The 12,657-nt window shown below is 38.5% G+C and carries 12 protein-coding genes and 3 pseudogenes; 11 read left to right on the plus strand and 4 right to left on the minus strand.

The genetic code is table 11. The annotated features are described in order from the left end of the window. Nucleotides 1–32: 32 nt before the first annotated feature. Entirely contained in the window at nt 33–137 is a 105-nt protein-coding gene (locus tag ACFIKE_RS03480; protein WP_375648422.1) for a hypothetical protein, read from the plus strand. 276 nt (nt 138–413) lie between these two features. Here ACFIKE_RS03480 and ACFIKE_RS03485 read toward each other — a convergent pair whose 3' ends face one another. The 3 genes and pseudogenes from ACFIKE_RS03485 to ACFIKE_RS03495 all read right to left on the minus strand — a co-directional run bounded on the left by ACFIKE_RS03485 (nt 414) and on the right by ACFIKE_RS03495 (nt 2,370). Continuing rightward, nucleotides 414–1,145, minus strand: a complete 732-nt coding sequence (locus ACFIKE_RS03485; RefSeq protein WP_375648414.1) for a TIR domain-containing protein — start codon at nt 1,143–1,145, stop codon at nt 414–416. 310 nt (nt 1,146–1,455) lie between these two features. Continuing rightward, nucleotides 1,456–1,632, minus strand: a pseudogene (locus ACFIKE_RS03490) (thiamine phosphate synthase); the annotation flags it as partial. A 75-nt stretch (nt 1,633–1,707) separates the two neighbouring features. After that, nucleotides 1,708–2,370, minus strand: a complete 663-nt coding sequence (locus ACFIKE_RS03495) for a thiamine phosphate synthase (RefSeq protein ID WP_375648415.1) — start codon at nt 2,368–2,370, stop codon at nt 1,708–1,710. Between the two features lie 365 nt (nt 2,371–2,735). Here ACFIKE_RS03495 and ACFIKE_RS03500 point away from each other — a divergent pair, with 365 nt between their 5' ends. The 7 genes and pseudogenes from ACFIKE_RS03500 to ybgC all read left to right on the plus strand — a co-directional run bounded on the left by ACFIKE_RS03500 (nt 2,736) and on the right by ybgC (nt 9,052). Then, nucleotides 2,736–3,878: an OpgC family protein gene (locus ACFIKE_RS03500; protein ID WP_375648416.1), complete on the plus strand. Its 1,143-nt coding sequence runs from the start codon at nt 2,736–2,738 to the stop codon at nt 3,876–3,878. A 181-nt stretch (nt 3,879–4,059) separates the two neighbouring features. Continuing rightward, entirely contained in the window at nt 4,060–4,578 is a 519-nt protein-coding gene (locus ACFIKE_RS03505) for a DUF1465 family protein (protein ID WP_015856950.1), read from the plus strand. Nucleotides 4,579–4,590: 12 nt separating this feature from the next. After that, nucleotides 4,591–4,851: pseudogene (locus ACFIKE_RS03510) on the plus strand (DUF1465 domain-containing protein); the annotation flags it as partial. Between the two features lie 1,296 nt (nt 4,852–6,147). Further along, nucleotides 6,148–6,663, plus strand: a complete 516-nt coding sequence (gene ruvC, locus ACFIKE_RS03515) for a crossover junction endodeoxyribonuclease RuvC (RefSeq protein ID WP_375626550.1) — start codon at nt 6,148–6,150, stop codon at nt 6,661–6,663. A 13-nt stretch (nt 6,664–6,676) separates the two neighbouring features. Then, nucleotides 6,677–7,291 (plus strand): Holliday junction branch migration protein RuvA, encoded by a 615-nt coding sequence (gene ruvA, locus ACFIKE_RS03520; protein WP_375648423.1) that lies wholly within the window; start codon nt 6,677–6,679, stop codon nt 7,289–7,291. A gap of 13 nt (nt 7,292–7,304) precedes the next feature. After that, nucleotides 7,305–8,399, plus strand: a complete 1,095-nt coding sequence (gene ruvB / locus ACFIKE_RS03525) for a Holliday junction branch migration DNA helicase RuvB (RefSeq protein ID WP_375648417.1) — start codon at nt 7,305–7,307, stop codon at nt 8,397–8,399. Nucleotides 8,400–8,611: 212 nt separating this feature from the next. Further along, nucleotides 8,612–9,052 carry a tol-pal system-associated acyl-CoA thioesterase gene (ybgC, locus tag ACFIKE_RS03530; RefSeq protein WP_375635534.1) on the plus strand — a complete coding sequence of 147 codons (441 nt, stop codon included), beginning with the start codon at nt 8,612–8,614 and terminating at the stop codon, nt 9,050–9,052. Between the two features lie 62 nt (nt 9,053–9,114). On the opposite strand, the gene ACFIKE_RS03535 is transcribed toward ybgC, so the two are convergent. Continuing rightward, entirely contained in the window at nt 9,115–9,237 is a 123-nt protein-coding gene (locus ACFIKE_RS03535) for a hypothetical protein (protein WP_375648418.1), read from the minus strand. Nucleotides 9,238–10,790: 1,553 nt separating this feature from the next. Here ACFIKE_RS03535 and tolQ point away from each other — a divergent pair. From tolQ to ACFIKE_RS03550, 3 genes and pseudogenes are all read left to right on the plus strand, one after another. Continuing rightward, nucleotides 10,791–11,504, plus strand: coding sequence for a protein TolQ (gene tolQ / locus ACFIKE_RS03540; protein WP_375606538.1), 714 nt, complete (start codon nt 10,791–10,793; stop codon nt 11,502–11,504). Between the two features lie 15 nt (nt 11,505–11,519). Continuing rightward, nucleotides 11,520–11,972: a protein TolR gene (gene tolR, locus ACFIKE_RS03545; RefSeq protein ID WP_375625263.1), complete on the plus strand. Its 453-nt coding sequence runs from the start codon at nt 11,520–11,522 to the stop codon at nt 11,970–11,972. Nucleotides 11,973–12,079: 107 nt separating this feature from the next. Then, nucleotides 12,080–12,657: pseudogene (locus ACFIKE_RS03550) on the plus strand (cell envelope biogenesis protein TolA); the annotation flags it as partial.

Raw genomic sequence — 12,657 nt, forward strand, 5'->3', positions numbered from 1 at the left:
GACAGAGTGAGAAGGTATTAGGATTACGAGAAATTGTAGCGCATCCAAATTACCTTATATTGTATCGAGTAGCTGCAAATCAAATCGAAATTGTAGCTGTAGTGCATGCCCGACGTGAATTTCCTATTTTTCTTTAATCTAATCAGAGGCTATCTGCCTCTTAAACCTTTCTGTAACAATTACCAAAATTATGACATCAGCCCCCGTGTTTATCAAAGAGACTAAAATGATTTCTTCTATGGTAATGAATTTCGGTACCTTCATTAAAATTTGCACAATCGCTTGCTGTTTGAATAAGAGTGGGGGTGATCGTTTCTTTAAGCCTATAGGATGTGTGTGTCTGTGGAATGTGGTGGGGTGTCTTGTGGTTTTGGGCGTGCGCTTTAAAAAATAAACATAAGCATTATTCAAATTTAACGTGATGCTGTAGCAATTTTTTTTGCATCTAAATTGTAGCCGGCTTCACATAGTCGATCACAAAGATCCGGAAGTGTTTCTTTTACGTGTTCATTAAAAGGAATGTATTTAAGCCCACCAAAATCTGAAGGGAGTTCAAGGTCTTGTTTTTTTAGAATAGCGACATTTTTGCGAGAAAGTGCAGCGGTTAACATGCCCATTTCGAAAATAACGTTTTGTCGTGCACGAAATTGTTCTTTTTTTTCCTTGTCAGATCTAGCATAGCCTATATCATCGGGAGTAAATAGCACAATACCAAATCCTATAGAATCGTTACAAGCTTCTTTTTCCAAAATTTCAATGAGGGTTAAACCATTACCACCAGTATTTTTTAAGATGTATGGTTCGAGATCAAGCCTGCGAAGAATAAGTTCAAGTTGCTCTAGAGAAATATGGTCATGGCCATGAACGATAAAGATTTTTTTATTTGAGGGATTGGGGGCAGTTTTTGAAGAAGATGTTTCTTCTAGATGCTTTGCTAAATCTTCTGTTAGCTTTTGTTTTATGTTTGCGCTGCCTTGAACTTGAAGTTTTCCTGTGCTTTTAAACCAATTAATAGTGCCTCCTTCGTAGGTTTTGATCTGATATCCTTCAGGGGATGGATGTGATAGAGGTTTAGTTTCTTTGATTTGATATCCAGCTTTGCGAATTATGTTTTTAAGATCTTCAAGTGTTCCGCTATATTGCATTTTTATGTCCCCTGCATATTTGTATCATCAGCTATTGGTATTCAGTACCAATATTGAAAATGACCATTTTCCCCAATCATAATGCTTTGTCTTTATAAGACATTGAACGAGAAAGTTTTTATGATCCTTTTTTCTATATATTATATGAAAAAAAGACGCTAGATTTTTCATCAATTTGATTGAATTATTAAGCAATTTTATTGAGTTTCGAGGTATCCTCTTTATCTGTTATTGTGTGTTCTATATAAGTAATATAGTGGTGAGTGTTTGGATTTTTATTAACGCTTTATTTATAAATTCTCCTCCTATATTACAAGGGGGTGTTTTCACATTTTTCTTGCATTGTTTTAAGCAGTATTAAGGGGTTGTCGTTCCCAAAAATCACTTCTTCTACAGCAATGAATTCACATCCAGTCTTTAAGACTTCATCAAAGGTTGAAAAATCGCTTCCTGCTTGAACTATGGCAGGGATTTTCGTAGCTTTTGCTTATCGCTATGTTCACTGGGTATTGCATGAGTGAGTGTATGGGGTTTTATCAGCGGCTTATGTATGTCTCCTATATTACAAGGGGGTGTTTTCGCATTTTTCTTGCATTGTTTTAAGCAGTATTAAGGGATTGTCGTTCCCCAAAATCACTTCTTCTACAGCAATGAATTCACATCCAGTCTTTAAGACTTCATCAAAGGTTGAAAAATCGCTTCCTGCTTGGATAATGGCGGGGGTTTGCATAATTTCTGCCCACCATGTTGCTAACTGGAGATTGCGGGGGTGTGCTTGGGGTTTTTTATCAGCACCGAGTTTTCCAAAGAACAGGTAATCAACACCTGTTTCCGCTGCAAGCATAGCACTATGGCGATTGCGTAGATTGCCAAAGCCTATGATTTTTTGTTCCTTTTGCTGATTTTTGAAGCTTTCAAGAGCGTTAAGATCATCTTCTATGTGCAATCCATCAGCCTTTATGCGCCCAGCAATGCGGCTGTCATCAGCGATGAGAAGGGCTGCGTCGTGATTTTGGATATCTTCTGCGTAAGTTTGTGCTTGTTGTTGTAAAAAAGAGCTATCATCTTTCTGCTTTTCAGAATCATAGAGGATGACGCATGCAAAAGACTTTGTTTGAAAAATTTGCTGCAAAAATGTGTGTGGGGTGTTGCGCCGAACATCAAGTGTTAAAATCAACTGAGGGAAAAGAGGTGAATCAATTAGTTTATTTTTTTGTTCTGTCATGTCAAATCCCTGTTTCTTAGAGAAAAATAATGCTTAAAATTAAAGTTTCATTCTATTATGCTTATTTGCGATGAAAGTGACCACCATTTTCACGTAATTTAAAGGATTTGTGGGTGTGTGGGTGCCTGCTTATGAGAAATGAGAGTGTTTTTAAGCATAATTATGTCGCCTTTTTGCTGTGATACATGTATGGATTCTTTTCGTTCTTTTGCCTTTAAAAAAATTTTGCCTTTTAAAAAATAAACGCTTAAAATGAAACTTGACACTTAAAAATTAAAATTTCATCCTGTTTATGCTTGTTGGCAATAAGGGTAACTACCATTTTATGGGACTTCAAGGGGTTTGTGGCGTGTGGGAGTCCACTGATGAAATACCAAGGTATTCTTGAGCATAATACTCAACCTTTTCGCCGTGATACACGTATTGACGTTTTTCGTTCTTTAGCTTTATTGACGATTTTCATCAACCATATTCCCAGAACGATCTATGAGTCTTTTACCCATAGAAATTTCGGTTTTTCTGATTGTGCAGAAGTGTTTGTTTTGCTTTCAGGGATTGCGCTTGGATTAAGCTTTCATGGACGGTTACAGCAAAAATCCTTTGCTTTTATCATCCGAAAACTGTGGTACAGAGCTTTGCAGCTCTATGGCGCATATCTTTTTACTACCTTTGTCACGTTAAGTCTTTTTTTTGCTGCCTTTTTATTATGGAAAACAGAAAAACTTTTATCAATGAACAATATGAGACTCTTTTTTAAAGAGCCTAGTATCGCATTTTTGAGTACCTTAAGTTTTGGGCATCAATTGGGATATAATAATATTCTTCCACTTTATATCGTTTTGATGTTTTTTGCGCCTTTTATCCTTTATTTGAGTTGTAAACAGACAAAGTGGCTGCTTTTGGGCTCGTTTACGCTGTATCTTATCTGCGGATTTTATAAAATTGCTCCTCCTTCTTATCCTTTAGAAGGAAAGTGGTTTTTAAACCCTTTGTCTTGGCAATTCTTATTTGTCATAGGATTGACCAGTACTTTAGCGCTTAAACAAGGAAAAACAATCGCTTTTCGGTCTTTTTGGATTGTTTGTGCGGCAGCTTATCTCTTGTTGGCACTGTTATGGGTTCGCTTAAACTGGTGGGGTATTTTGGGGTGGCTTGGCTGGTCTTCCCCATTGTTGAACTTTAATAAAACCTTTTTAAGCTTGCCACGTTTACTCCATGTTCTTGCATTAGCCTTTCTCATTCTTTCTTTGCCAAGCATCAATAAATGGTTTTATGTCTCTCAGAAACATCCTTTAGCAATCTTAGGAAAACATAGTTTACCGGTCTTTGTAACGGGAACCATTTTTGCGATGTTTGGACAAATTATAAAAACAGTGATGACAGAAACGTTTTTTTCCGATACCCTCTTAATAATAACGGGTATTGCTCTGCAATTTGGAGTCGCCTATTATTGTGAAAGACGGCGATCTTGGCAGTGGTCCTTTTCAAGGAAACTGATCCGTTTATAAGAAAAACGCTCCTATAGTGTTTGTTGGGTGCGTTAACCTTAGTATAAAAAGCGCGTTGCGCAAAAAAATTAAAAGAGGTAGCAGTTTTAAAAAAAGCGTTCTACACAGCAACAAAAGAAACTTTTTAATACTCTGTTCGTTGAGTGGTATAATTTTGTGCTGATACTTGGAGTATAAAAGCGTGAGTGTACATAAACGTCCATATGATGAACCTATTATCATGATTGAGCATAATGCTTTTGAAAATGCTTTTAATCGTCTCTATGAAGAAACAATGGCGCTGATTGAAAAAACCGCAGCGTATATTGACTCAGAAGGGAAATTAGTAGCACGTTCCCTTTCGGCAGAAGTTTCTGCAATCTATGCGAAAGAAGCTATGTATTTAAGTACACGACTTATGCAAATCGCTTCTCAACTCCTTCTTCTTCGGGCAGAGCGCGAAGGGGAAATGTCATCAGAACAAATAAAAAAAGAAATTGTAAAAGTATCACTTCATACACCGACATTGGAACTTGAAACCCCTCATTGGCATGAATTGCCAGAAATTTTTCGCCAATTTGTTTCTCATTCATTGCGTTTAGAAGCGCGCATACAGTATATGCGTGCTGGTTGGGAAACTGCAGCCTCCTGTGCCTTAGAAGATGATAATCCAGTAGGAAAACAAATCGAATTGCTCAAAACAGCCTTTGGGCGTTCTTAGAGGTATTTCCTTGCTTTGCACGAAGGGGAAATGTCATCAGAACAAATAAAAAAAGAAATTGTAAAAGTATCACTTCATACACCGACATTGGAACTTGAAACCCCTCATTGGCATGAATTGCCAGAAGTTTTTCGCCAATTTGTTTCTCATTCATTGCTTTTAAGAGCGTGCATTTTTTCGTTTAGAGATGCGGCTGTAGTTTAAGCACTCTGGTAAATAAGGGGCGGTTGTAGTTTAAGAAATGATAATTTAGTAGGAAAACAAATCGAATGACTGAAAACAGCTTTTGAGTGTTCTGAGAAGAATAGCTCCTTGCTTCTTTCTTGCGATATTTAGAGCAATCTACCCATTTTTTACAACCGAAATTTCACAACTAAAACTAATCTAGAGTGCTTTTTTCTGCCTAATTTCTATTTGAGCGTAGGAAATATCTTGAGCTTATAGCTGAGAGGGGGGTAGAGGGAGGGGGTGTATAGGTATTGATTGCGAATTATGGCATGGAATGTGGGGTATGGTTGGTCTTGTAAAATCGGCTTCGGTTGATTGCAGCTGGAACACTTTCTGTTGATATATCGTGTGATTTTGTTTTGGCTATGATAATGATCTGGCTCTAAGATAGAGCAGGGGCTTGTACATCAATTTATTTATGCTCTATAATTTATGCCTATAAAGTTGCTGTAAAGCGTGTGTTAATGAGGATGATACACATTGTGTCAGTTTTTGGGCTTCTTTTGTTTTGAATGGAAGTTATTTCCTTCTCGTAAAATAAAACATCCAAAATAAAGTGCTCTATAATGAATGCCTCGGGGGTTCTCTGTGTCCCATGCATAATGTCCCTCTCCATGCAATGTCATTGTGGTGTAATGGGCATATTCAAAAACACCTCTCAGTTCTTGTTTACATCCATTGAGCCCCCTCATCTTTACGCTTGCAACGGAGCAAGCCGGCACGATCATCATATTTGCCAGTCCCCAATGTTGTGATAAGCCCTTGGCATTAGAGATGGTTCATGAGAGGCATTTTTAGTCCTTTCTTGTACAGGTTTACTCCATAGGGAAATCCCACGTTTCATATGTGAGCGAATGGTTTTTATTGCTTCAATATAAAGAGGTTTGTAATGAGAAAATCTTAGGATATTCGGGATTCTTATTCAACATACAAAATAATGAATTATCTTTATAAATCAATTTGTTGAATTACTGTGGTAGCAACATGTTATAATGTAAAAAGTTTCCGTAAAGTGTATACTATCTATTGCATAGTCTCTTTACACTTAATGAATGTACAATCCAGCACTCTCTATTTGCTCGCTTGCGATGTTTAACTGTTATGGCATTGGACATGATAGAGAAAGAGAATTTTTATGTTTTATAAGGTGTTTGATAGGGTGCTTGCTTGTGATGTGTGAATGGTTTTGATTGATTTCAGTTATGCTTCATAAAGATGCTGTTCGTTGCGTGTTATAATTGGGGGGCATGACCATCTTTTTACTGGTTTTGTCTTGTACTGCTGTTTGCTTTGTGGTCTTGTCTTTATTCACAGGGGGGAAAAGTGTATAGACTGTAGTTTATGGCAGAGACGATTCGTATTATAGGCATTGATCCCGGATTGCGGCGTACAGGGTGGGGCGTTATCGATGTTGCGGGTAATCGTCTTCAGTTTATTGCAGCAGGGACCGTTTCTTCTGATGTAAAGTGTGAGCTGGCTTCCAGACTATGTCAGATCCACAAAGGTCTTTCAGAGGTTGTGCATCAATTTATGCCCCATGAAGCCGCTGTAGAACATGTGTTTGTCAACAAAGATGCTACAGCAACTTTAAAACTTGGGCAAGCGCGTGCAATTGCATTGCTGGTTCCTGCGCAAGCCAATCTTCCTGTTTTTGAATATGCGCCCAACAAAGTGAAAAAATCGGTTATTGGTGTTGGACACGGTGCTAAAGAACAAATTCATATGATGGTCAAAGTTCTCCTCCCACGGGCTGAATTTGATAGCAGTGATGCGGCTGATGCTCTTGCTCTTGCTCTTTGTCATAGTATGCACCGTAAGAGTATTGACCGATCTTATCAGGCAAGGATGGCGGTATGATTGGGGTGGAAGCATGATTGGCAAATTAAAGGGCACTCTTGAACATATCTTTGATGATCATATCCTTCTTGATGTTCACGGTGTGGGTTATGTTGTTTTTGTTTCAAATCGGCTCCGTCCTTCTTTACCCTCTGTTGGGGAGGCGTTAAGCCTTTTTATTGAAACGCATGTTCGGGAAGACGCAATCCGCCTTTTTGGCTTTGCTACAAGAGCTGAACAGGAGTGGTTTTGTCTTCTACAAAATGTTCCTGGAGTAGGGGCGAAGGTTGCTTTGGCAATCTTGGGTACTTTATCACCAGATGAACTCGCACAGGCTATTGCCTTAAACGATGTTGCGATGATTAGTCGAGCGCCGGGCGTTGGTAAAAAAGTCAGTGAAAGAATTGTGGGTGAGTTGAAAAGTAAAACACTCCCCTTTGAACAAGCGCTCAAGACTGTTTCGGTTCCTCAGCGTGAGATGACCAATCAACCTGCGCATGATGCGCTTTCTGCGTTGATGAAGCTAGGGTTTGAACGGGAGCAAGCATCCCGTGCTCTTGCTCTTGCGATGAACGCTCTTGAGGGGGAAACTGTTTCTTCTGCTCTGCTGATCCGCCATAGTCTCAAATTGCTTTCTTCTCCTACTTAAAATCAAGGTAACAATGCATAAAGATGAAGATAAACGCCTTCTGGGTTCCGCACCCCTTCCTAACGATCCAGATCGTTCCTTAAGACCACAAGTTCTCGATGATTTTATTGGTCAAGAAGCGGCACGGGCTAATTTAAAAATATTTATTGAAGCAGCAAAAACGCGGCAAGAAGCGCTGGATCATGTTTTGTTTGTAGGACCACCGGGACTGGGAAAAACAACGCTTTCACAGATTATGGCAAAAGAATTAGGCGTTAATTTTCGCTCTACTTCAGGACCGGTCATCGCTAAAGCAGGAGATTTAGCCGCTCTCTTGACCAATCTCGAAGAACGTGATGTCTTGTTTATTGATGAAATTCATCGCTTAAATCCGGCGATTGAGGAAATTCTTTATCCAGCCATGGAAGATTATCAACTTGATTTGATCATTGGGGAGGGGCCGGCCGCACGCTCGGTGAAAATTGATCTGGCTAAATTTACTTTGGTAGCGGCAACTACACGTTTGGGGCTTTTGACCACACCGCTGAGAGACCGTTTTGGCATCCCAATTCGTCTCAATTTTTATACGATAGAAGAATTGGAATATATTGTGCAGCGTAATGCACGGCTTTTTGCCGTCAAGATCAGTGATGATGGTGCTCATGAAATTGCACGCCGAGCACGGGGGACTCCTCGTATTGCTGGGCGGCTTTTACGGCGTGTTTGTGATTTTGCTTTGGTTAAACAGGCAAAACAAATTGACCAAAAAATCGCCGATGAAGCGCTTTCGCGCCTTGAGGTCGATCATCTTGGGCTTGATCCGCTTGATCGCCGCTACTTGCTCCTGATTGCGGAAACTTTTTTAGGGGGACCGGTGGGGATTGAAACAATTGCTGCTGCTTTATCAGAACCACGCGATGCCATTGAAGATATTGTTGAACCGTATTTGCTCCAACAAGGTTTTATTCAAAGAACCGCTCGTGGACGCATTCTAACTGAAAAGGCTTGGAGCCATTTAGGGCTTTCTGCTCCTGTCTCTACAACGTCTATACAAAGGCGTTCTCAACTTTCTGATGCTCAAGACAATTCATCACTTCAGACGTCTTTATGGGATGGGGAAGATGACTAAGACATTCTCTTTAATTAAAAGAAACTATGTGAATATTTTATAGTAAGGTCATAAAATACAAGAGACGTGCTTCTTTTAGCATATTCTGACCAAAAAGGTCTTGCACGATTAAGGGGGCTTTTGCTTTTCACAACTTCAACACAAAAATGTGTTCAATCTTTTGATTGATAAACAATTTGCTATATTAGATGATTTTATGGGACATGAAGCCAATGACAGAAATAACTCCTTTTAAGAGCAATCATACAAATGCTTTTCATAATTTTCAGGTCCGCGTTTATGTTGCGGATACAGATTTTTCCGGTGTGGTTTATCATGCGCGTTATCTTGAGTTTTTTGAACGAGGACGTTCAGAGTTTTTACGGGATACCGGTTTTAATAATAAGATGTTAGCAGCAGGGGTTGAGGGGGAAAAACTGTTTTTTGTTGTGCGTCATATGGAAATTAATTTTTCAAGACCAGCTAAAATTGATAATCTTTTAGTTGTTAAAACACGTGTTACTCATATCCAAGGGGCACGCTTTTTTATGGAGCAATCTATTTTGCATGAGGCGACCACATTGGTAACAGCCAAAGTTGAAATTGCTCTGATTAATGAGGAGGCAAAACCGCGACGTTTACCCAAAGAACTTTTTGCAAAAATGCTTGGTTAAAAGTGTTGTTCATTGAACGAGCAGCTTTAGGAGAGATCAGGGGATATAAAGTAATCTACAATCTAAGACATACATTTATCATAGCCTAAATGTTTTCCAACAAGGTCACGCGATACATCAAAAGAAAGCGCCTCTACTACAGTAGCTACAATAAATTGAAGATGATATCCCACAAAATTAAACACGCCTCATCTATGTTATGATTCAAAATCAATGTCTTATTATCCATTTTCTGCTATAAACTGAAAATACTTTTCTTTCTTTTGAAGAAAGGTTCGTTGGCATAGGAAAACAGCAGAAAAGAACAAAACAAAAAAAGAAATAAAAAATGGATTAAGATTTATTTTTATAAAAATGCACATACCCAGCAAAATATTGCAATAAAGTAATAATAAGCTATTAGGTTGAAAATTCTCTCAAAACACTTAAAGGGTGTTTTAAGCAATTTGATTTGTTTTTTACTGGGTTGTCATTTGGCATCACAAGAGCGCATGTCCGATCCATTTTCATCCATAATACATGGCTTTATCTGTGCTTCTAAACGCAGTGAATGAGTGAGAGGTCAATGTATACAAAGCAGAAATGCATTTTTGATTTAAAGTTTTAAAAGCATATTATTTTATATGATAGATCGACTCAGAAAGGTAAATTATCACTTCTCACGGGCACAAATTCCAATAGAGTAATGAGAGTAAAATACTTTCATTTCAAATCTGTACATGTTGAAACAATTGAAATCATTTGCTTACGTATCATAAGATGAGCAATATAAATCATTGAAAAATTGTAAAAATATTTTTTATAGATCATTCTCAATGCAATAACGATCAAATATCGCAAGTGAGAAAAGAGAACGAAGAAGCCTGTTTTCATGAAGTAAAGATGTGAAAAGGCTTTTTTCATGTTACAGAAGCTTTTACGTTATACCATGCCATGGTGTCAGAGAGATGATGGGCATTGAAAGGGATTAATTCACAACACAATGAGACTATATGAGACTTACACTAGATTATTATATGGGACTTACATTAGGGTGCATGGGTGAGGCACATTGTTGTGAGGCATTTTATGGTGGTTTATTGTCGTTTTTTTGTGTTCGAGGGTGTCCCCGTATTAAATTTGATGCAAAATGAGAGAAAAAATAGTCTGAGGTAAAGCGTAATCTTTCATGATTATAACATATTTATTTATAATGATAATTTATTGCGTTGTCATTTTCAGATAACTCTGAAACTTGTAAGATTTTTTCTTTTCAAGCTTTATTGCTGCCAATTAATAAAAAACATTTTCTTACATGTCACAAGTGGGCTTGGTGAGTGGGGACAAAAACACTTAAGATAAGGAATAAAAATGCCTCTTATGAATGTTTTCAAGTGCTAAGACTTATCACTGCATTTTAAGCTTAAAACGTGTATGAGGGTTTAGCTTTCTTTTCATGAGCGTAAAGATGGTGGTGCATAATAGATTTGATATCACGCATTTTTATATCTTTTATTTTTATAGCATTTATGGGGAAGGCTTTATCGTTATATTTTTCATAAATGCTGTTGTGAAATGAGGTGTGTGTGTTGAGGGATGTCTCTCGTCATCACTTTTTAAGGAAATTTAAAAAACAAGTCTTGTTTTAGCGCATGGATTTATGTGAGACTAAAGTTTTTTACTTAAATTTAGAAACTATAAAATAATCTGTTTTATAGAATTTTAAAAAATACACCTTTTATTTAGAGGGACAAAAATTATGCCGCATGGTGAACTAACGAATCCGGAAACAATTGGAATGTTGCATTTGTTTATGCAAGCGAGTTGGATCGTGAAAGGTGTTATGATCGGGTTGCTGCTCGCTTCCATTTGGAGTTGGGCAATTATTTTTGATAAAATTTTTACGTATCGGAGAATACGGCGTGAAATAAAGCAGTTTGAACGTACATTTTGGTCAGGCAAAGCGCTAGAAGATCTTTATGCATCATGTAAAAGTCAACGCACCAATAGTATATCCGCAGTTTTTATGGCGGCAATGGTTGAATGGAAAAAATCTCTTGAAAAAGGGACCCATACATCGAAAAGTTTGCAGAGCAGAATTGATAAGGCTATGGATTTGACGCTGGGGCGTGAAAGTGAAAAAATAGAATCAAAATTAAGTTTTCTTGCGACATTGGGATCTGCGGGACCCTTTATCGGACTTTTTGGAACAGTTATTGGTATTATGGAGTCTTTTCTTTCTATTTCAGCTTCTCAAAATACATCACTTGCCATTGTCGCGCCAGGGATTGCAGAAGCGCTTTTGGCAACCGCTATTGGTTTGTTTGCAGCAATTCCAGCCGTTATTGCTTATAACAAGTTGACTCATGAAAGTGCGCGCATCATTGCACAAATAGAAAATTTTGCTGATGAATTTTCAACAATTGTATCGCGGCGTATTGATGAAACACGCACAGCACCTTCCTCTTTATAAAAAGGAGCTTATCCCATGGGAATTTCTGTTGCTTCTTCTTCTCGGAAAAATAAACGTAGGCGCCATCATTCACGAAGCCAACTGATGAGTGAGATCAATGTTACTCCTTTTGTGGATGTCATGCTGGTCTTGTTGATTATCTTTATGGTCTCTGCCCCCCTTTTAGTGAACGGTGTTCCTCTAGATTTGCCTCGTAGTCAAGCAGGTCCCGTACGAGCTCAAAAAACGCCTCTTACGGTTTCACTTGACGCGCAAGGGCGTTTTGCCATTAATCAAGATTATTATGAAACGTCACAAGCACTGATTGCACACCTTAAAACTCTTCTGGAAGAAGATGCTACACAAAAAGATCAACGGGTTTTTGTGCGGGTTGCTAAAACTGTTGAATATCAGCAAGTATTAAAACTGCTGGCAGATATTCAAAAAGCGGGGTTTTCTCAAGTTGCGTTAGCAAGTCTAGCACAATAAATAATAAGTGATAAAATTTCGCATACCCTGTTGTTTTTAAAATGTTTTTAAGAGAGCATAGAGTGATTAAAAATGAAAAAATATAAGTCATAAATAAGGCATAAAGAATGAACAAAGACTCCTATCATAGCATGAAACGAGGCTTGGCTTTATCCCTTGTGGTCCATGTCATTTTTCTCAGTTGGGGAGCCATTCAGTTTACAAGCTCTGTCTCTTTACCACAACCATTGGAAGCAATTCCTATCACTCTTGCTCCTTTAGTGGACGAGTTGTCCTCTCAACAAGGATCCGTGAAGGCTCCCATCCGTGCAATTCCTGCCGTTAAACCAACTATGCAACCACAAGAGAAAGAAGATGCACGCCATATTGGAGAGGGACAAATAGATAGTCTAGCACCTTTTCAACCAAAGGAAAAACTGCGTTCTGTTGAAACAGCATCGCTACCACCAAGCAAGAACACGTCAGAAACATTTGCACCCGAACTTACAAAACCAGAATTATTAGAAGCAAAAACAGAGGATACCCCTAAGGTTGCGCCTGAGATGCCTTTGAGCACACCGGAGGATACTCCCAAGGTTGCACCTGAGATGCCTTTGAGCACACCGGAAGATACTCCTAAGGTTGCGCCTGAGATGCCTTTGAGCACGCCGGAGGATACTCCCAAGGTTGCACCTGAGATGCCTTT

Source organism: Bartonella sp. MU70NMGDW, assembly GCF_042194085.1.
GTDB lineage: Bacteria > Pseudomonadota > Alphaproteobacteria > Rhizobiales > Rhizobiaceae > Bartonella > Bartonella grahamii.

What these genes read in the sequence shown, in the direction of transcription:
- ruvC (WP_375626550.1), top strand. Translation starts at nt 6,148, where the DNA reads ATGGCAGAGACGATTCGTATTATAGGCATTGATCCCGGATTGCGGCGT.
- ACFIKE_RS03495 (WP_375648415.1), bottom strand. Translation starts at nt 2,370, where the DNA reads ATGACAGAACAAAAAAATAAACTAATTGATTCACCTCTTTTCCCTCAG.
- ruvB (WP_375648417.1), top strand. Translation starts at nt 7,305, where the DNA reads ATGCATAAAGATGAAGATAAACGCCTTCTGGGTTCCGCACCCCTTCCT.
- tolQ (WP_375606538.1), top strand. Translation starts at nt 10,791, where the DNA reads ATGCCGCATGGTGAACTAACGAATCCGGAAACAATTGGAATGTTGCAT.
- ACFIKE_RS03500 (WP_375648416.1), top strand. Translation starts at nt 2,736, where the DNA reads ATGAAATACCAAGGTATTCTTGAGCATAATACTCAACCTTTTCGCCGT.
- ybgC (WP_375635534.1), top strand. Translation starts at nt 8,612, where the DNA reads ATGACAGAAATAACTCCTTTTAAGAGCAATCATACAAATGCTTTTCAT.
- ruvA (WP_375648423.1), top strand. Translation starts at nt 6,677, where the DNA reads ATGATTGGCAAATTAAAGGGCACTCTTGAACATATCTTTGATGATCAT.
- tolR (WP_375625263.1), top strand. Translation starts at nt 11,520, where the DNA reads ATGGGAATTTCTGTTGCTTCTTCTTCTCGGAAAAATAAACGTAGGCGC.
- ACFIKE_RS03485 (WP_375648414.1), bottom strand. Translation starts at nt 1,145, where the DNA reads ATGCAATATAGCGGAACACTTGAAGATCTTAAAAACATAATTCGCAAA.